16 protein-coding genes are annotated in these 15,868 nt (G+C 70.3%); 1 reads left to right on the top strand and 15 read right to left on the bottom strand.

The genetic code is table 11. The annotated features are described in order from the left end of the window. Nucleotides 1–116 precede the first annotated feature (116 nt). The 13 genes from nusB to ACFWWR_RS46305 form a co-directional block, all read right to left on the bottom strand. Nucleotides 117–551 carry a transcription antitermination factor NusB gene (gene nusB, locus ACFWWR_RS46245; protein ID WP_383877491.1) on the bottom strand — a complete coding sequence of 145 codons (435 nt, stop codon included), beginning with the start codon at nt 549–551 and terminating at the stop codon, nt 117–119. A 2-nt stretch (nt 552–553) separates the two neighbouring features. Beyond that, entirely contained in the window at nt 554–1,120 is a 567-nt protein-coding gene (gene efp / locus ACFWWR_RS46250; RefSeq protein ID WP_030038547.1) for an elongation factor P, read from the bottom strand. Between the two features lie 49 nt (nt 1,121–1,169). After that, nucleotides 1,170–2,276, bottom strand: coding sequence for an aminopeptidase P family protein (locus ACFWWR_RS46255; protein ID WP_383877489.1), 1,107 nt, complete (start codon nt 2,274–2,276; stop codon nt 1,170–1,172). 179 nt (nt 2,277–2,455) lie between these two features. Beyond that, nucleotides 2,456–3,316, bottom strand: a complete 861-nt coding sequence (locus ACFWWR_RS46260; RefSeq protein ID WP_384310361.1) for a Pro-rich N-terminal domain-containing protein — start codon at nt 3,314–3,316, stop codon at nt 2,456–2,458. A 195-nt stretch (nt 3,317–3,511) separates the two neighbouring features. Continuing rightward, nucleotides 3,512–4,603, bottom strand: coding sequence for a 3-dehydroquinate synthase (gene aroB / locus ACFWWR_RS46265; protein WP_383877485.1), 1,092 nt, complete (start codon nt 4,601–4,603; stop codon nt 3,512–3,514). After that, complete coding sequence (locus ACFWWR_RS46270) at nt 4,600–5,118, bottom strand: shikimate kinase (protein WP_383877483.1); 519 nt, start codon at nt 5,116–5,118, stop codon at nt 4,600–4,602. The genes aroB and ACFWWR_RS46270 overlap by 4 nt, the downstream gene beginning before the upstream one ends. After that, nucleotides 5,115–6,299 (bottom strand): chorismate synthase, encoded by a 1,185-nt coding sequence (aroC, locus tag ACFWWR_RS46275; RefSeq protein ID WP_217239614.1) that lies wholly within the window; start codon nt 6,297–6,299, stop codon nt 5,115–5,117. The genes ACFWWR_RS46270 and aroC overlap by 4 nt, the downstream gene beginning before the upstream one ends. 186 nt (nt 6,300–6,485) lie before the next feature. Further along, nucleotides 6,486–7,346, bottom strand: a complete 861-nt coding sequence (locus ACFWWR_RS46280; protein ID WP_384310363.1) for a shikimate dehydrogenase — start codon at nt 7,344–7,346, stop codon at nt 6,486–6,488. Continuing rightward, complete coding sequence (gene mltG, locus ACFWWR_RS46285; protein ID WP_384310365.1) at nt 7,327–9,132, bottom strand: endolytic transglycosylase MltG; 1,806 nt, start codon at nt 9,130–9,132, stop codon at nt 7,327–7,329. Before mltG ends, ACFWWR_RS46280 begins: the two co-directional genes overlap by 20 nt. A gap of 121 nt (nt 9,133–9,253) precedes the next feature. After that, entirely contained in the window at nt 9,254–9,718 is a 465-nt protein-coding gene (ruvX, locus tag ACFWWR_RS46290; protein WP_266448750.1) for a Holliday junction resolvase RuvX, read from the bottom strand. Nucleotides 9,719–9,753: 35 nt separating this feature from the next. After that, a complete protein-coding gene (gene alaS / locus ACFWWR_RS46295) occupies nt 9,754–12,426 on the bottom strand; it encodes an alanine--tRNA ligase (protein WP_383877475.1) in 2,673 nt (890 codons plus the stop codon). Beyond that, entirely contained in the window at nt 12,426–12,782 is a 357-nt protein-coding gene (locus ACFWWR_RS46300; RefSeq protein ID WP_383877473.1) for a hypothetical protein, read from the bottom strand. The genes alaS and ACFWWR_RS46300 overlap by 1 nt, the downstream gene beginning before the upstream one ends. A 9-nt stretch (nt 12,783–12,791) precedes the next feature. After that, complete coding sequence (locus tag ACFWWR_RS46305) at nt 12,792–13,241, bottom strand: DUF948 domain-containing protein (RefSeq protein WP_383877472.1); 450 nt, start codon at nt 13,239–13,241, stop codon at nt 12,792–12,794. 145 nt (nt 13,242–13,386) lie between these two features. Here ACFWWR_RS46305 and ACFWWR_RS46310 point away from each other — a divergent pair, with 145 nt between their 5' ends. Beyond that, nucleotides 13,387–13,581, top strand: coding sequence for a hypothetical protein (locus ACFWWR_RS46310; protein ID WP_383877471.1), 195 nt, complete (start codon nt 13,387–13,389; stop codon nt 13,579–13,581). Between the two features lie 455 nt (nt 13,582–14,036). On the opposite strand, the gene rpsD is transcribed toward ACFWWR_RS46310, so the two are convergent. Further along, the gene (gene rpsD, locus ACFWWR_RS46315) at nt 14,037–14,651 is read right to left on the bottom strand and encodes a 30S ribosomal protein S4 (protein WP_053748612.1); all 615 of its coding nucleotides are present in this window, start codon (nt 14,649–14,651) and stop codon (nt 14,037–14,039) included. A 324-nt stretch (nt 14,652–14,975) separates the two neighbouring features. Then, a partial coding sequence (locus ACFWWR_RS46320; protein WP_384310367.1) for a replication-associated recombination protein A occupies nt 14,976–15,868 on the bottom strand: 893 nt, incomplete at its 5' end.

Consider the following 15,868-nt stretch of genomic DNA (forward strand, 5'->3'; position numbering starts at 1 on the left):
GCCCAGGGGCACAGGAACGCCAGGAGGCTCGCCGAGAACGCCAGAGGGCCCACAGCATCACTGCTGCGGGCCCTCTGGCAATGCGTACCTCTGGCGCCGGGTCTTTCCTGGGCCGCCTACGCCTCGTCGCGGCGCAGCGAGGGCTTGAGGTCCTTGAGCCGGCCGAGCAGGCCGTTCACGAACGAGGGCGACTCGTCCGTCGAGAACTCCTTCGCCAGCTGCACCATCTCGTCGAGCACGACCGCGTCCGGCGTCTCGTCCGCCCAGATCAGTTCGTACGCGCCGAGGCGCAGGAGGTTGCGGTCGACGACGGGCATCCGGTCGAGCGTCCAGCCGACCGAGTACTGGGCGATCAGCTCGTCGATGCGCGTCGCGTGCTCCGCGTACCCCTCGACCAGCTGCATCGTGTACTCGCTCACCGGCGGCTGCCGGGTGTCTCCCCGGGAGAGCCGGATCCAGTCCGCGAGGACCGTCAGGACGTCCGCGTCGCGCTGGTCACCCTCGAAGAGGATCTGGAAGGCGCGCTTGCGGGCCGTATTGCGGGCAGCCACGGTTAGCTGTTCACCCGGCCGAGGTAGTCGCTCGTGCGGGTGTCGACCTTGATCTTCTCACCGGTGGTGATGAAGAGCGGGACGTTGATCTGGTGACCGGTCTCCAGGATGGCGGGCTTGGTGCCACCGGTGGAACGGTCGCCCTGGACGCCCGGCTCGGTCTCCTGAATGACGAGCTCGACGGCGGCGGGCAGCTCGACGAAGAGCACCTCGCCCTCGTGCTGCGCGACGGTGGCGGTGAAGCCCTCGATCAGGAAGTTGGCGGCGTCACCCACGGCCTTGCGGTCGACCATGAGCTGGTCGTAGGTCTCCATGTCCATGAAGACGAAGTACTCGCCGTCCATGTACGAGAACTGCATGTCGCGCTTGTCAATCGTGGCCGTCTCGACCTTGACGCCGGCGTTGAACGTCTTGTCGACGACCTTGCCGGAAAGCACGTTCTTCAGCTTGGTGCGCACGAAGGCCGGGCCCTTGCCGGGCTTGACGTGCTGGAACTCGACGACGGACCACAGCTGGCCTCCGTCGAGCTTGAGCACCAGGCCGTTCTTGAGGTCGTTCGTGGAAGCCACGGTTGCGGAATCTCCTGGACTGACGTGGACGACCCCGGCGCACGCACCTCTAAAGGGCGAGCAGCTCCTTGGTCGTGATGGTGAGTAGCTCTGGGCCGCCGTCCGCCTCGGGGCGGACGACGAGCGTGTCATCGATCCGGACACCGCCCCGGCCCGGGAGGTGGACCCCCGGTTCGACGGTGACCGGCACGCAAGCGTCCAGTTTACCCATGGCCGCGGGGGCCAGCTGCGGGTCCTCGTCGATTTCGAGTCCCACACCGTGCCCCGTCAGGGCCGGAAGGCCTTCCGTGTACCCGGAGGAGTCCAGCACCTGACGTGCGGCACGGTCCACGTCGCGGTAGGCGGCGCCGGGTACGAGGCTCTCCCGGCCGGCGCGCTGGGCGGCGAAAACCAGGTCGTACAGCTCGATCTGCCAGTCCGCCGGAGACGTACCGATGACGAAGGTACGGCCGATCTCGCACCGGTAGCCGCGATAGGTCGCGCCGAGGCAGACGGAGAGGAAATCGCCCTCCTCGACCCTGCGGTCGGTGGGGCGGTGGCCGGGTCTGCCGGAGTTCGGGCCGGTGCCGACGGAGGTGGCGAAGGCGGGGCCGTCGGCACCGTGGTCGACCAGACGGCGTTCCAGTTCGAGAGCGAGGTGCCGTTCGGTGCGGCCGACGAGGATGGACTCGAGCAGTTCACCGAGGGCCTGGTCGGCGATCTCGGCGCCGATCCTCAGGCAGGAGATCTCCTCCTCGTCCTTCACCAGACGCAGCTGCTCCACGCCGCCGCCCAGGTCGGCGAGGCGCAGCCGGGGCACGACCGAGCGGATGGCGCGGTGCCGGGCGACGGTCAGGTGGTGCTCCTCGACGGCGAGGGACTCGCCGCCCTGCGCGGCCGCGAGGTCGGCCGCCGCGACGGCGGGATCCCCGCCGGGTCCGGACAGCCTCTGCACGCGCAGCGCCTCGTCGGGCCGGCCCTCCGCGGGGCGGTCGTCCGGCGGGCCGGGACACAGCAGCAGGTCCTCGATCCTGCCGAGCAGCAGGACGGCGCCGCGTGGGGCGGTGCCTGCGAGGTAGCGGACGTTGGCGGGGCGGGAGACCAGCGCGGAGGCGCTGCCGCTGGCTTGGCAGCGTTCCCGTAGGCGGGCTCGGCGGGCAGCGTAGACCTCGGACATGACACGAGCGTAGGAGGGGTGCCCGGATTGTGCTGGTTGGGAGGGTGCCGTTTGGGGGACCGGGGTGCGTGGTCCTGCTGTTTGCCGGGTGCGGGCCGGTGGGGGCTGGTCGCGCCCACGCGGCGGAGCCGCATATCGATACAGCCCCGCGCCCCTCAGGCCGGCTCAGTCCCCGGCGTTCACCACTTCGGTGGGCTTGCTATCGACCTTGCCAGTACGTCGTCCAGGATCTGGGCCGTCTGCGGTACGTCCAGCTGGGAGTTGTCGATGATGGGGAGGCCCGAGCCGTACCAGCCCGCCATGCGGCCGTGGATGCGGGCGACCTCGTCGTCGGTGAGACGCCGGTTGCCGGAGCGCTCGGCGTTGCGCTCCAGGACGATCTCCAGGCCGGGGAGGAGGACCACCGGCAGCAGGCCGGGGCCGACGTGGCGCTTCCAGCCGCCGAGGCCGACGACCGGACGGTCGGGGAAGACGGCGTCGTCGAGGATGCACGAGATGCCGTTCGCCAGGAAGTTGCGGGCGGCGAAGCCGCAGGTGCGGCGGGCGAGGCGGTACTGCGCCTCGGAGTGGTCGTTCCACCCGGACTGCGGGTCGGCGAAGCCCGAGCGGACCCATTCGCGCACGTCGTCGAGGCTGATGTGAGCGGTGGGGACCCGGCGGTGGTCCGCCCAGTACTTGGCGACGCTCGTCTTCCCGGCGCCGGCCGGGCCGATGAGCAGGACCGCGAGGGTCGTGCCGGCCGGGTCTGCGGCGGACGCGGCGGGCGGCGCGCTCGGCATGGCGACGGGGGCGCCGGGCGGCAGCGGCAGATGGCCGGTGGTGTCCGGGGCCGGCGCGACCGGGGCGTGCTGCGGCGCGGGCGGTACAGACGCCGAGGGGGCGCCGGTGAAGCCCGGAGCGGGCGGTGGAGGCACGGGGGCGGGACCCTGGTGTGCGCCCGGGTGCTGCGGACCCGGGTGGTGTGCGGCCGGCGACCAGCCGACGGCCGGTCCGTGCCCCGGCTGGTGGGGCGGCAGCGGAGAACCCACTGCGTGCTGCATCCGGTGCCACTCCGTCTCGTACAGGCAATGGGTGCTGACAGCGCGGGTACGCCCCGCTCTCCCCCACAGCCTAAAGGGCGTGGGAGGAGCCCAACCGAACGGTACCGCCCCCGGCCGTCGTTTGGTGGAACGGCCGGGGGCGGTCCGAAGTGCCCGATCCCGCAAGGCGATCGGGCGGAAGGCGTACCCGGGGACCTACTCGCCCACTTCGCCGTACGCGGCGAGGAGGACGGCCGGGTCGGGGCCTTCCAGGACGGTGGGCTTCGCCAGACCGTCCAGGACGATGAAGCGCAGCAGGTTGCCGCGGGACTTCTTGTCGACCTTCATGTTCTCCAGGAGCTTGGGCCACTGGTCGTAGCGGTAGTGCAGGGGCAGCCCGACGGATTCCAGGACCGTGCGGTGGCGGTCGGCCGTGGCGTCGTCCAACCGGCCCGCGAGGCGGCCGAGTTCGGCGGCGAAGTGCATGCCGACCGAGACCGCTGCGCCGTGGCGCCACTTGTAGCGCTCGTTCTTCTCGATGGCGTGCGCGAGCGTGTGGCCGTAGTTGAGGATCTCCCTGAGGCCCGACTCCTTCAGGTCGGAGGAGACGACCTCGGCCTTGACCCGGATGGACCGCTCGATGAGCTCCGCGGTGTGCGGGCCCGCCGGGGTGCGCGCGGCCTCGGGGTCGGACTCGATGAGCTCCAGGATCGTCGGGTCGGCGATGAAGCCGGCCTTGATGATCTCGGCGAGCCCGGAGACGTAGTCGTTGACCGGGAGGGAGTCGAGCGCGGCCAGGTCGCACAGCACGCCCGTCGGCGGATGGAAGGCGCCGACGAGGTTCTTGCCCTCGGCGGTGTTGATGCCGGTCTTGCCTCCGACGGCCGCGTCCACCATGGCCAGCACGGTGGTGGGGATGGCGATCCAGCGCACCCCGCGCAGCCAGGTCGCGGCCACGAACCCGGCGAGGTCCGTGGTCGCGCCGCCGCCGACACCGACCACGACGTCCGTGCGGGTGAAGCCGGACTGGCCGAGCGCCTTCCAGCAGTAGGAGGCGACCTCGGCGGTCTTGGCCTCCTCGGCGTTGGGCACCTGGATGGCGACGGCCTCGAATCCCTGCTCGGCCAGGTCGGCACGGAGCGCTTCGCCGGTCTCGGCCAGCGCCTCGGGGTGCACGATCGCGACCCGCTTGGCCTTGTCGCCGATCAACGCGCCGAGTTCGCCCAGGAGTTGCCGGCCGACCAGGACCTCGTAGGGCTCGCTGCCCGCGGTGCCGCCGACCTGGATCCGGGTGACTGCCTCGCTCATGCTTCCTTCAACTCCAAAGCGTCCAGGGCGGCTTGGGTGACCTCTTCGGGCGTGCGGCCGTCGGTGGACACGACCGCGGTGGCGATCCCCTCGTACAGGTGCCGCCGCGCCTCCATCAACTCGCGCCACTGCTTGCGCGGATTGACCGCGAGCAGCGGCCGGGCGGCGTTCAGGCCGGTGCGCTTGACGGCCTCCTCGACGTCCATGGAGAGGTAGACGACGCGCTGCCCGGCGAGCAGCGCACGGGTGTCCTCGTCCAGGATCGCGCCGCCGCCCAGGGCGAGGACGCCGTCGTGGTCGGCGAGTGCCTGGTGCACCGCCCGCTTCTCGATCGCGCGGAAGGCCGGCTCGCCCTCGTCGACGAAGATCTCGGCGATGGTCCGGCCCTGCTCTGTGACGATGTCCTCGTCGGTGTCCCGGTAACCGACACCGAGCCGCTCCGCGAGCAGCTGCCCGACGGTGGACTTGCCCACACCCATCGGGCCGACCAGGACGACCAGGGGCACAGCGCTCATCGGACCGGCAGGTTGTCGAGGTACGACCGCACGTTGCGGTGGGTCTCGGCCACGCTGTCGCCGCCGAACTTCTCGGCCACCGCATCCGCCAGCACGAGGGCGACCATCGCCTCCGCGACGATTCCGGCGGCCGGCACCGCGCACACGTCCGAGCGCTGGTGGTGGGCCTGCGTGGCCTCGCCGGTGACGACATCCACGGTCTTCAGTGCCCGCGGCACGGTCGCGATCGGCTTCATCGCGGCCCGTACCCGCAGCAGCTCACCGGTGGTCAGACCGCCCTCGGTGCCACCGGAACGGCCGGTGGCCCGCCTGATGCCCTCATCGGTGGCGACGATCTCGTCGTGCGCCTGGGAGCCGGGCACCCGCGCCAGGTCGAAGCCGTCGCCGACCTCGACGCCCTTGATCGCCTGGATGCCCATGAGGGCGGCGGCCAACCGGGCGTCCAGCCTGCGGTCCCAGTGCACGTGCGAGCCCAGGCCCACCGGCACGCCGTACGCCAGCACCTCGACCACACCGCCGAGGGTGTCGCCGTCCTTGTGGGCCTGGTCGATCTCCGCGACCATCGCCTTCGACGCGTCCGCGTCCAGGCAGCGCACCGGGTCGGCGTCCAGCTTCTCGACGTCCGACGGCTTGGGGTAGACGCCGTAGGGCGCCTTCGCGGCGGCCAGCTCGACGACGTGCGAGACGATCTCGATGCCGGCCGTCTCCTTCAGGTACGACCGGGCCACCGCGCCCAGCGCCACCCGGGCCGCCGTCTCCCGGGCGGAGGCCCGCTCCAGGATCGGCCGGGCCTCGTCGAAGCCGTACTTCTGCATACCGGCGAGGTCGGCGTGGCCGGGGCGCGGCCGGGTCAGCGGGGCGTTGCGGGCCAGGCCCGCGAGGATCTCGGGGTCGACGGGATCGGCCGCCATGACCTGCTCCCACTTCGGCCACTCGGTGTTGCCCACCATGATCGCGACCGGCGAGCCCAGGGTGAGGCCGTGCCGCACACCGCCGATGAACGTGATCTCGTCACGCTCGAACTTCATGCGGGCGCCGCGTCCATAGCCGAGCCGGCGCCGGGCCAGGTGGTCCGCCACCATCTCCGTGGTGATCGGCACGCCGGCGGGAAGTCCCTCCAGCGTCGCGACGAGTGCGGGACCGTGGGACTCCCCCGCGGTCAGCCAGCGCAACCTGCTCAACGGTGCTCCTCAGTGCTCGCGTCCTGGTACTGCCCTTCGTACGCGTCCTCGCGTACGGCGACGGCCCGACCAGGTGCGCGGCCCTGGCCCGCCACCCCTCGATCCTCCCACGTCCGGGCGCGGGAACAGGCCGCCGGTCCACAAGGCGGACCGGACCCGGCCGCTCCGGCCCGGGACCGAGCGGGTTCAGCCAGGTTCCGGCAGTGCCTGGCGGGCCGCCAGCGCGTGCTCGCCCGCCTTGCGCATGGCGTCCAGCGGGGCCGGGGTGCGTCCCGTCATCTGCTCGACCTGCAGCACCGCCTGGTGCACCAGCAGGTCGAGTCCGCTGACGACGGCACCGCCGTACGCGGACCAGCGGGCGGCGAGCTCGGTGGGCCACGGGTCGTAGAGCACGTCGAAGAGGGTGGCGGGCCGTTCCGGCAACACCGAGGACAGTGCGTCGGTCGTACCGGCCGGGGTCGTCGCGATGACCAGCGGTGCGCGCAGGGCCTGCTCGGCGTCCGCCCAGTCCGCCGTACGCACCTCGACGTCCAGCCGCTCGCCCCACTGCCGCATCTCGGCCGCCCGGGCCTCGCTGCGTACGTAGGCGACGACCTCGCCGGTGCAGATCCGGGCCAGCGCGGCGAGCGCGGAGGAGGCGGTGGCGCCGGCACCGAGGATGGCGGCGGAGTCGACCTGTTCGATGCCGTGTTCGCGGAGGGCGGCGACCATGCCGGGGATGTCGGTGTTGTCGCCGACCCGGCGGCCGTCCTCGGTGAACACGACCGTGTTGACCGTGTCGACCGAGGCCGCCGTCTCACTGATCCCGTCGAGCAGCGGGATGACGGCCCGCTTCAGCGGCATGGTCACCGAGAGCCCGGCCCACTCCGGACCGAGCTGCGCGAAGAACCCGGGCAGGGCGGCCTCGTCGAGCTCGAACCGGTCGTACGACCAGTCCGTCAGTCCCAGCTCCTTGTACGCGGCGCGGTGCAGCACCGGCGAGAGGGAGTGGGCGATGGGCTTGCCGAGCACCGCGGCCCGGCGGGCGTCAGCTGCCCGTGCTGGCATCGAACTTTTCCTTGAGCTTGAGGAATGCGGCGTGCGTCTTGGCGAACTCGGTCTTGCTCACGCCGTCGGTCGCCACGAAGTAGTACCAGCCGTCATCCGTCGGATTCAGTGTCGCGTTGATCGCGTTGGCGCCCGGGTTTCCGATCGGACCGGGCGGCAGACCCTTTTGGGTGTACGTGTTGTACGGGTCCTGGTTGCTGTTGATCTCCGACTCACTGATGTTGATGTTGCTCTCGTTCTTCAGGTAATTGAAGGTCGAGTCGAACTGCAACAGTCCGTAGGTCTCGGGGTTCGCGAGATCGAGGCGGTTGTAGACGACCTCCGCCATCTTCCGGTAGTCGTCGTCGGTCTTGCCCTCCGCCTCGACGAGACTCGCGACCGTGATGACCTGCAGCGGGTTGTCCAGCTTCAGCGCCTTGGCCTTGGCGGTCAGGTCGAGCGCCTCGTACTTCTGGGCGGCCTGGGTCACCATCTCCTTCAGGACCGTCTCGGGCTTCATGCCCTTGGCCGCGGGATAGGTGCCCGGGTAGAGGAAGCCCTCCAGCGGGTCCTTGATGTCCTTGTTGCTGTTCGCCCAGCTCGGCAGACCGAGGCTCTTGTACCCCTTGTCGGCGGCTTTCCTGGTGGTGCCGGACGACAATTCGAGCTGCTTGTCGATCGCCGTGTAGACACTGGTGTTGCGCTCGCCCGGCTTGACCAGCACATTGTTCTGGCTCTTGGGGTCGAGCATCATTTCGATGGCACTCGCGGCGGACATCTGCTTCTTCAGCAGATAGGCGCCCGCCTGGATCGTCTTCCCCTTGGGATTCTGCTCCTGAGCCGCGACGAAGGCGTCGACGCTCTTGACGACCCCCGCCTCTTTCAGCTGCTGGCCGATGGTCGATCCGAACGCACCCTTCGGGATGACGACGGACACCACCTCGCCCGTGCCCTCCCCCGCGTAGTCCGGAGCCGTGCCGAAACGATCCTGGTAGAACTGGTACCCGAAGTAGCCGACCCCGCCCAGGCCTCCGCCGAACACCAGCAGGACCACCAGACAGGCGCACCCGCTGCGGCGTTTCTTGGGCTTGCCACCGCGGCCTTTGCGGTCGCCGCGGCCGCCCTTGGGGTCGTCCGAGTCGTCCGGGGCGTCCTCGTCGTCGTCGGCGCCCGAGAAGAAGGCGTGTTCGCCCTGGTCGGGGCCGGGATCCCAGTCGGTCTGCTGCGGTTCGGGCTCGGCGCGCCGACGGGCGGGCGGCTCCGGCGGAGGGTAGGCGTCCGGGGTGCCGTAGAGGTCGGGCTGCTGCTCCGCGCCGTACGCCACGCCCTGCTGCTGTGCGTACGGGTCCGACGGATCGGTGTACGGGACGTGCGTGCCGGTGCCCCAGGTGCCGTTGTCGTACTGCTGCTGCTGGGGCGCGTACTGCTGCTGGTCGTACGGCTGCTGGCTGTACTGCTGGCCGTTGTACTGCTGCTGCTCGCCGTACTGCTGCTGGCCCTGCTGCTGCTCGCCGTACTGCTGCTGGCCCTGCTGCCCGCCGTACTGCTGCTGGTCGTACTGCTGCTCGCCGTACTGCTGCTGCTGGTACTGCTGCTGCGCCTGACCGTATGCGGCCTGCTGGCCGTCGCCCCAGCCTCCATCGTCGTACTGCGGCTGCTGCGGCTGCTCCGGATAGTGCTGCGGCTGGCCGCCGTAGGGGGACTGCCGGCCCGTGTGGGCCTGCTGTCCGTCCCATCCGCCGTCCCCGTACAACGGGTCCTCCGGATGCCACGGTTCGGAGCCTTCGCCCCGGCCATACTCAGTCATCGATCCCCTAGAGCCGCGAGGCGGCGGTCGCGCGACTTTCGGCTCGGCTCCCGTTCCGCCTCTCTTTGTGCGGTGGCTGTTCGAACACCTCCACATCGCGCGGAACGTTACCGTATCGCGATCAGATGACCACTTCGACGCCCTCGCCGGGTGCTTTACCTGACACTCGTTCGGATTCCAGGGCCTGCTGAAGGATGATCACGGCCGCCACCTGGTCGATGACCGATCTGCCCTTTTTGGACTTCACACCCGAAGCGCGGAGCCCCTGACTGGCCGTCACCGTGGTCATCCGCTCGTCCACGAGCCGGACCGGGACCGGGGCGATCCCCCGGGCGAGCTCCTGGGCGAAGCCGCGCACCTTGACCGCGGCCGGGCCCTCGCCCCCCTTGAGGGAGCGCGGGAGGCCGACCACGACCTCGATCGGTTCGTACTCCTCGACCAGTTGCCGGAGCCGGCGGTGAGCTGCGGGGAGATCGCGGCCGGGAACCGTCTCCACCGGGGTGGCGAGGATCCCGTCGGGGTCGCACGAGGCGACCCCGATACGGGCGTCCCCGACGTCGATCGCGAGGCGACGGCCGCGGCGCATGCCGCGACCGTCGCCACTCGTCTGAACCTCGGCGCTCACTTGGCTGTTTCCGCCACGAGCCGCTCGACGGCGTCGACGGCCTCGCCGATGGCGGCCGGGTTCTGGCCACCGCCCTGGGCGACGTCCGGCTTGCCGCCACCACCGCCGCCGAGGGTCTTGGCGGCCGTACGGACCAGGTCACCGGCCTTGAGGCCGCGCTCGCGGGCGGCTTCGTTGGTGGCGATGACCGTCAGCGGCTTGCCGTTGTTGACCGAGAACACGGCGACCACGGCGGCCCGGCCGCCCTGGATGCGGCCGCGCACGTCGAGGACCAGCCTGCGCAGGTCGTCGGGGGTCGTGCCGTCCGGGACCCGGCCGGTGACGACGGCGACACCATGAACGTCCTTGGCGGACTCGGCGAGACCGGCGGCGGCCTGGAGCACCTTCTCGGCGCGGAACTTCTCGATCTCCTTCTCGGCGTCCTTCAGCTTGCCGAGCATGGCGGAGACCTTCTCCGGGAGCTCCTCCGGACGGCCCTTGATCAGCTCCTGGAGCTGGGCGACCACCGTGTGCTCACGGGCGAGGAAGTTGTAGGCGTCGACACCGACCAGGGCCTCGATACGGCGCACACCCGAGCCGATCGACGACTCGCCGAGCAGCTTCACCAGACCCAGCTGGGCGGTGTTGTGCACGTGCGTGCCGCCGCAGAGCTCCTTGGAGAAGTCGCCGATGGTCACGACGCGGACCCGCTCGCCGTACTTCTCGCCGAACTCGGCGATGGCGCCCTGCTTCTTGGCCTCCTCGATGCCCATGACGTCGGCACGGACGTCCAGGTCGCGGGCGAGCACCTCGTTGATCTTCTGCTCGACGTCGGTCATCACGGCCGTCGGAACGGCGGCCGGCGAGCCGAAGTCGAAGCGGAAGCGGCCGGGCTGGTTCTCGGAACCGGCCTGGGCGGCCGTCGGGCCGAGGGCGTCACGCAGGGCCTGGTGGGTGAGGTGGGTGGCCGAGTGGGCGCGGGCGATGGCCGTGCGACGGCGGGAGTCGATCGAGGCCTGGGCCTTGGAGCCGACGGTGACCTCGCCGACCTGGACGACGCCCTTGTGGACGTACACGCCCGGGACCGGCTTCTGACAGTCGCGGATCTCGATGACGGCACCCGTGTCGACCTTGATACGGCCGGTGTCGCCGATCTGGCCGCCGCCCTCGGCGTAGAAGGGGGTGCGGTCCAGGACGATCTCGACCTCGTCGCCCTCGGTGGCGGCCGGGGAGGAGGCGCCGTCGACGAGGATGCCGACGATCGTGGACTCGCCCTCGGTGTCGGAGTAACCGATGAAGTCGGTCTCACCGGCCTTGTCGGCGATCTCGCGGTAGGCGCCGACGCCGGCATGGCCGGTCTTCTTGGCCTGGGCGTCGGCCTTGGCGCGCTCCCGCTGCTCCTTCATCAGGCGGCGGAAGCCGTCCTCGTCCACGGACAGGCCCTGTTCGGCGGCCATCTCCAGGGTGAGGTCGATCGGGAAGCCCCAGGTGTCGTGGAGCAGGAAGGCCTTGTCCCCGGCGAGGACCTTGCCGCCGCCGGCCTTGGTCTCGGTGACGGCGGTGTCGAGGATGTTGGTGCCGGCCTTCAGCGTCTTGACGAAGGCGTTCTCCTCGGCGAGGGCGACCTTCTCGATCCGCTCGCGGTCGGTGACCAGCTCCGGATACTGCTGGCCCATCATCTCGATGACCGTGTCGATCAGGTCCTTGACGACCAGGCCGGTGGCACCGAGCAGACGCATGTTGCGGATGGCGCGGCGCATGATGCGGCGCAGGACGTAACCGCGGCCCTCGTTGCCTGGGGTCACGCCGTCGCCGATGAGCATCACGGACGTGCGCATGTGGTCGGTGACCACGCGCAGGGAGACGTCCGAGTCGTGCGAGTCGCCGTACTCGACACCGGTCAGCTCGGTGGCCTTCTTGATGACGGCCATGGAGGTGTCGATCTCGTACATGTTCTGCACGCCCTGCAGAATCATGGCGAGCCGCTCCATGCCGAGGCCCGTGTCGATGTTCTTGCTCGGCAGGTCTCCGAGGATCTCGAAGTTGTCCTTGCCGATGCCCTCGCCGCGCTCGTACTGCATGAAGACGAGGTTCCAGATCTCCACGTACCGCTCGTCGTTGACGGCGGGGCCGCCCTCGACGCCGAACTCGGGGCCGCGGTCGTAGTTGATCTCGGAACAGGGGCCGCACGGGCCGGGAACGCCCATGGACCAGTAGTTGTCCTTCATGCCGAGGCGCTGGATGCGCTCCTTGGGCACGCCGATGATCTCGTGCCAGATGCGCTCGGCCTCGTCGTCGTCCTTGTAGACGGTGATCCAGAGCTTCTCCGGCTCCAGGCCGTAACCGCCCTTGTCCTGGGGCGTGGTGAGCAACTCCCAGGCGTACTTGATGGCGCCTTCCTTGAAGTAGTCGCCGAAGGAGAAGTTGCCGCACATCTGGAAGAAGGTTCCGTGCCGCGTGGTCTTGCCGACCTCTTCGATGTCGGGCGTGCGCACGCACTTCTGCACGCTGGTGGCGCGCGACCACGGCGGCTTGACCTCACCGAGGAAGTACGGCTTGAAGGGCACCATGCCGGCGGGGACCAGGAGCAGAGTCGGGTCGTCCGCGATGAGCGACGCCGAAGGGACGACGGTGTGCCCGCGCTCCTCGTAGAAGCTCAGCCAGCGGCGGCGAATCTCGGCCGACTCCATCAGTGGTCCTCATTCCGGTTGTACGAGTACGTCGTCCTGTCACTGTCGACGGACTTCGGGTTGTTGCGGTTCTCGATGGCGGCGTACCGCCGTGGTGCGGGGAGTTCGGGGTCGACGGAGGCGTTCAGCCCGAGCGCGTCGCCCAGTTCCTCCTCCCGCTGGGCCATGTTGTCGCGGACGTCCAGCGCGAAGCCCACCGCGCGGTCCTTGATGCGGTGACCGGCATCGAGCGCCTTGTTCGCCGCGGTCACGGCGAGGTTCTCGGGGGTCAGCTGCTTCAGCTTGCGATTGACCTTGGTGGTGGCCCACACACCGGCGGCGACGCCCGAGGTGAACCAGAAGGTACGGCGGAACATCGCTGGCTCTCAGTCCTTCTTTTTGCGGAGGTCTCGCTTGTCCCGCCGAGAGACCGTGCGGCCCACGATCACGGTACGCCGGGGTGCCTTGGAGGGCACGTCTTCCTTGCGGCCGCCGAGGGCTCGGCGCACGCCGTAGCCGAAGGCGGCGACCTTCACCAGGGGGCCGCCGAAGGTGGAGGCGACGGTGGTCGACAGCGCGGAGGCGTTCGACGTGACCTCCTGGACGTCGGACGCGATCGCGTCGACCCGGTCGATCTGGGTCTGCGCGGAGCGCACCGCCGAGGAGGCGTCGGCCAGCAGCGGGACGGCCTGGTCGGTCACGTCCGCCACGAGCTTGGTGGTCGCCCTGAGCGTCTGGGCCAGCCTCGCCAGCGCGACGGCGAGGAAGGAGACCAGAATCGCCCAGAAGACGGCCACCAGGATCCCGGCCACCTCACCACCGGACACTGTGTGCACCCGCTCCCTGAAACGTGCCTGCGTATCGGAAAAGTCGTACGCCGAGCCTATCGCGCCGGGGGTCTGACTCCGAACCGGATTAGGGCCCGCGCGCGGCCGCGTCAGCGAAGCGCTCGTACGGACCGAATACGGCTCAGTACACTCCGTGTTCCAGGTCCGCCCGTCAACGGGCGGCACCTCGGTGAACGGCAGCCTGCCCCTGGAGCCCGACGCGTTCGTGCGCCGCACGGCCGAACTCTCCGGGCCTGCGCGGGCGCTCGGATCCTCGCGACCGGTGACGCTCACGGGTGTGGGCGGGGTGGGCAAGTCGCGCGCGGCGGCGCACGCGGCCGTGCGGTGACGGCGTGTGGCGTGTGGCGTGTGGCGGGTCGAGTTGGCGCCGGTGTGTGATCCGCATGCGTCGGTCACCCCGTCGCGGCGGCGCTCGAACTGACGGATCACACCGCCCGGCTGCCGCGCGAGATCCTGCTCGCGCATCCCGCCTGGCGCCAACTCCTGTCGGCCTTCGACGAGTTGGAGCACCTGGTGGACGCGTGCACCGACCTCGTCGGCGAACTGCTGCGCCGGGCGCCCGGGCTCGGGGTGCTCGCCGCGGGACGCAGACGCCGGCGGTGGCGGTGGCGGTGGCGGGATCGCCCCTCTGGAGGCGGTGCCGGTGCCGCGCGGGCCGGTTCAGGTCGGCCATGCCGGGTCGACGGCGGCCCTGGCCCCGAACACGCACGAACCCGCCGCCTCGCCCACCCGGAAGGGCGGGGAGACGGCGGGCTGAGAGGTGGTGCTACGGCCTGCTGGTGATCAGCGGGCGTAGTACTCGACGACGAGCTGCTCGTCGCAGATCACCGGGATCTCCTTGCGGTTCGGCTCGCGGTCCAGGCGGAAGGCCAGGGCGCGGAGGTTCACCTGGAGGTAGCGCGGGGTCTCGCCGTCGGGGGCGAAGCCACCCTCACGGGCGATCGAGAACAGGGTCTTCTCGCGGCTGCGCTCGCGGACCATCACGACGTCGTCGGGCTTGACGCGGAAGGACGGCTTGTCGACCTTCTGGCCGTTGACCTCGATGTGGCCGTGGACGACCATCTGACGGGCCTGGTAGATCGTGCGGGCGATGCCCGAACGCAGAACCAGCGCGTCGAGACGGCGCTCGAGCTCGATGACCAGGGCCTCACCGGTCTTGCCCTGGGTCTTGGCGGCACGCTCGTAGGCGCGGACGAGCTGGCGCTCGGACACGTCGTACTGCGCGCGCAGACGCTGCTTCTCGAGCAGACGGACCTTGTAGTCCGAGTTCTGCTTGCGGCCACGGCCGTGCTCACCCGGCGGGTAGGGGCGGGCCTCGAAGTACTTGACGGCCTTCGGGGTCAGCGCGATGCCGAGGGCACGCGACTTCTTCACCTTGGGGCGGGACTGGTTCGGCATGAACCAAACACCTCGTGTTTCTGATGCGAATACGGCTTCACCAGGGTTAGGGGAGGTCGCATCCGCAGCCGGGGAAACCCCGCGGGTCCACTGGGGACCTGCCGGGCAGCCGCTCCCTGGTCTGGGCACAACGTGCAGCACGCGAGTGGCCCACCGGCCTCTCCCGGAAATCCGGGTGGTGGTGGGCTGCCCGCGACACCGTTCGACGGTGCGCGACGCTCCTGGAGATCCTGGCGGACCAGGCCTCCGGCTGGATGTCCCGTTCTGGTGAACCGGCCTGGGCCGGACACGGGACGCAGCACTTCGGGCGAGTCTACAGGGTGCTCAAGGTCGCTTGCGACCGAGGTGCTTCCTGGTCCACTCCACCGCGTCCGCGTACCGGGCCTCGGCGCCGTGCCGGGTGGGGGTGTAGTACTCGCGGTCCTGGATCGCGTCCGGGGCGTACTGCTGGGGGGCGATGCCCTCGGGCAGGTCGTGCGGGTACACGTACCCCTGCGCGTGGCCTAGCTTGGCGGCTCCCTTGTAGTGCCCGTCGCGCAGATGCGGCGGCACCGGACCGGCCAGTCCCTTGCGTACGTCGTCCAGGGCGGCGCCGATCGCCATGGTCGCGGCGTTGGACTTGGGGGCCAGGGCGAGGGCGATGGTGGCGTGGCTGAGGGTGAGGGCGGCCTCGGGGAAGCCGATCATGGCGACGGCCTGCGCGGCGGCGACCGCGATCGGCAGGGCGTTCGGGTCGGCGAGGCCGATGTCCTCGCTGGCGGAGATCATCAGGCGGCGGGCGATGAAACGGGGGTCCTCGCCGGCCTCGATCATGCGGGCCAGGTAGTGCAGGGCCGCGTCGACGTCGGAGCCGCGGATCGACTTGATGAGGGCGCTGGCCACGTCGTAGTGCTGGTCGCCGTCGCGGTCGTACTTCACGGCCGCACGGTCGACCGTCTCCTCCAGCGTCTGGAGGCCGACCTCGCTCTCGCCCTTGTCGAGGGCGGCCCCGGCGGCGGCCTCCAGGGCGGTCAGGGCGCGGCGGGCGTCGCCGCCGGCGATGCGCAGCAGGTGGTTCTCGGTGTCCTCGGGGAGGGTGACGGCGTCCCTGAGTCCGCGCTCGTCACTCACCGCGCGCCGGACCAGGTCACGCAGGTCGTCGTCGGTGAGGGGTTCGAGGGTGAGGAGGAGGGAGCGGGACAGCAGCGGGGAGATGATCGAGAAGTACGGGTTCTCGG

The organism is Streptomyces sp. NPDC058678 (assembly GCF_042714835.1).
GTDB lineage: Bacteria > Actinomycetota > Actinomycetes > Streptomycetales > Streptomycetaceae > Streptomyces.

Bases quoted from the DNA above. Each gene is read 5' to 3' on its own strand.
- ACFWWR_RS46255 (WP_383877489.1), bottom strand. From the start codon at position 2,276: ATGTCCGAGGTCTACGCTGCCCGCCGAGCCCGCCTACGGGAACGCTGC.
- ACFWWR_RS46260 (WP_384310361.1), bottom strand. From the start codon at position 3,316: ATGCAGCACGCAGTGGGTTCTCCGCTGCCGCCCCACCAGCCGGGGCAC.
- aroB (WP_383877485.1), bottom strand. From the start codon at position 4,603: ATGAGCGAGGCAGTCACCCGGATCCAGGTCGGCGGCACCGCGGGCAGC.
- ACFWWR_RS46270 (WP_383877483.1), bottom strand. From the start codon at position 5,118: ATGAGCGCTGTGCCCCTGGTCGTCCTGGTCGGCCCGATGGGTGTGGGC.
- ACFWWR_RS46280 (WP_384310363.1), bottom strand. From the start codon at position 7,346: ATGCCAGCACGGGCAGCTGACGCCCGCCGGGCCGCGGTGCTCGGCAAG.
- mltG (WP_384310365.1), bottom strand. From the start codon at position 9,132: ATGACTGAGTATGGCCGGGGCGAAGGCTCCGAACCGTGGCATCCGGAG.
- ruvX (WP_266448750.1), bottom strand. From the start codon at position 9,718: ATGCGCCGCGGCCGTCGCCTCGCGATCGACGTCGGGGACGCCCGTATC.
- alaS (WP_383877475.1), bottom strand. From the start codon at position 12,426: ATGGAGTCGGCCGAGATTCGCCGCCGCTGGCTGAGCTTCTACGAGGAG.
- ACFWWR_RS46300 (WP_383877473.1), bottom strand. From the start codon at position 12,782: ATGTTCCGCCGTACCTTCTGGTTCACCTCGGGCGTCGCCGCCGGTGTG.
- rpsD (WP_053748612.1), bottom strand. From the start codon at position 14,651: ATGCCGAACCAGTCCCGCCCCAAGGTGAAGAAGTCGCGTGCCCTCGGC.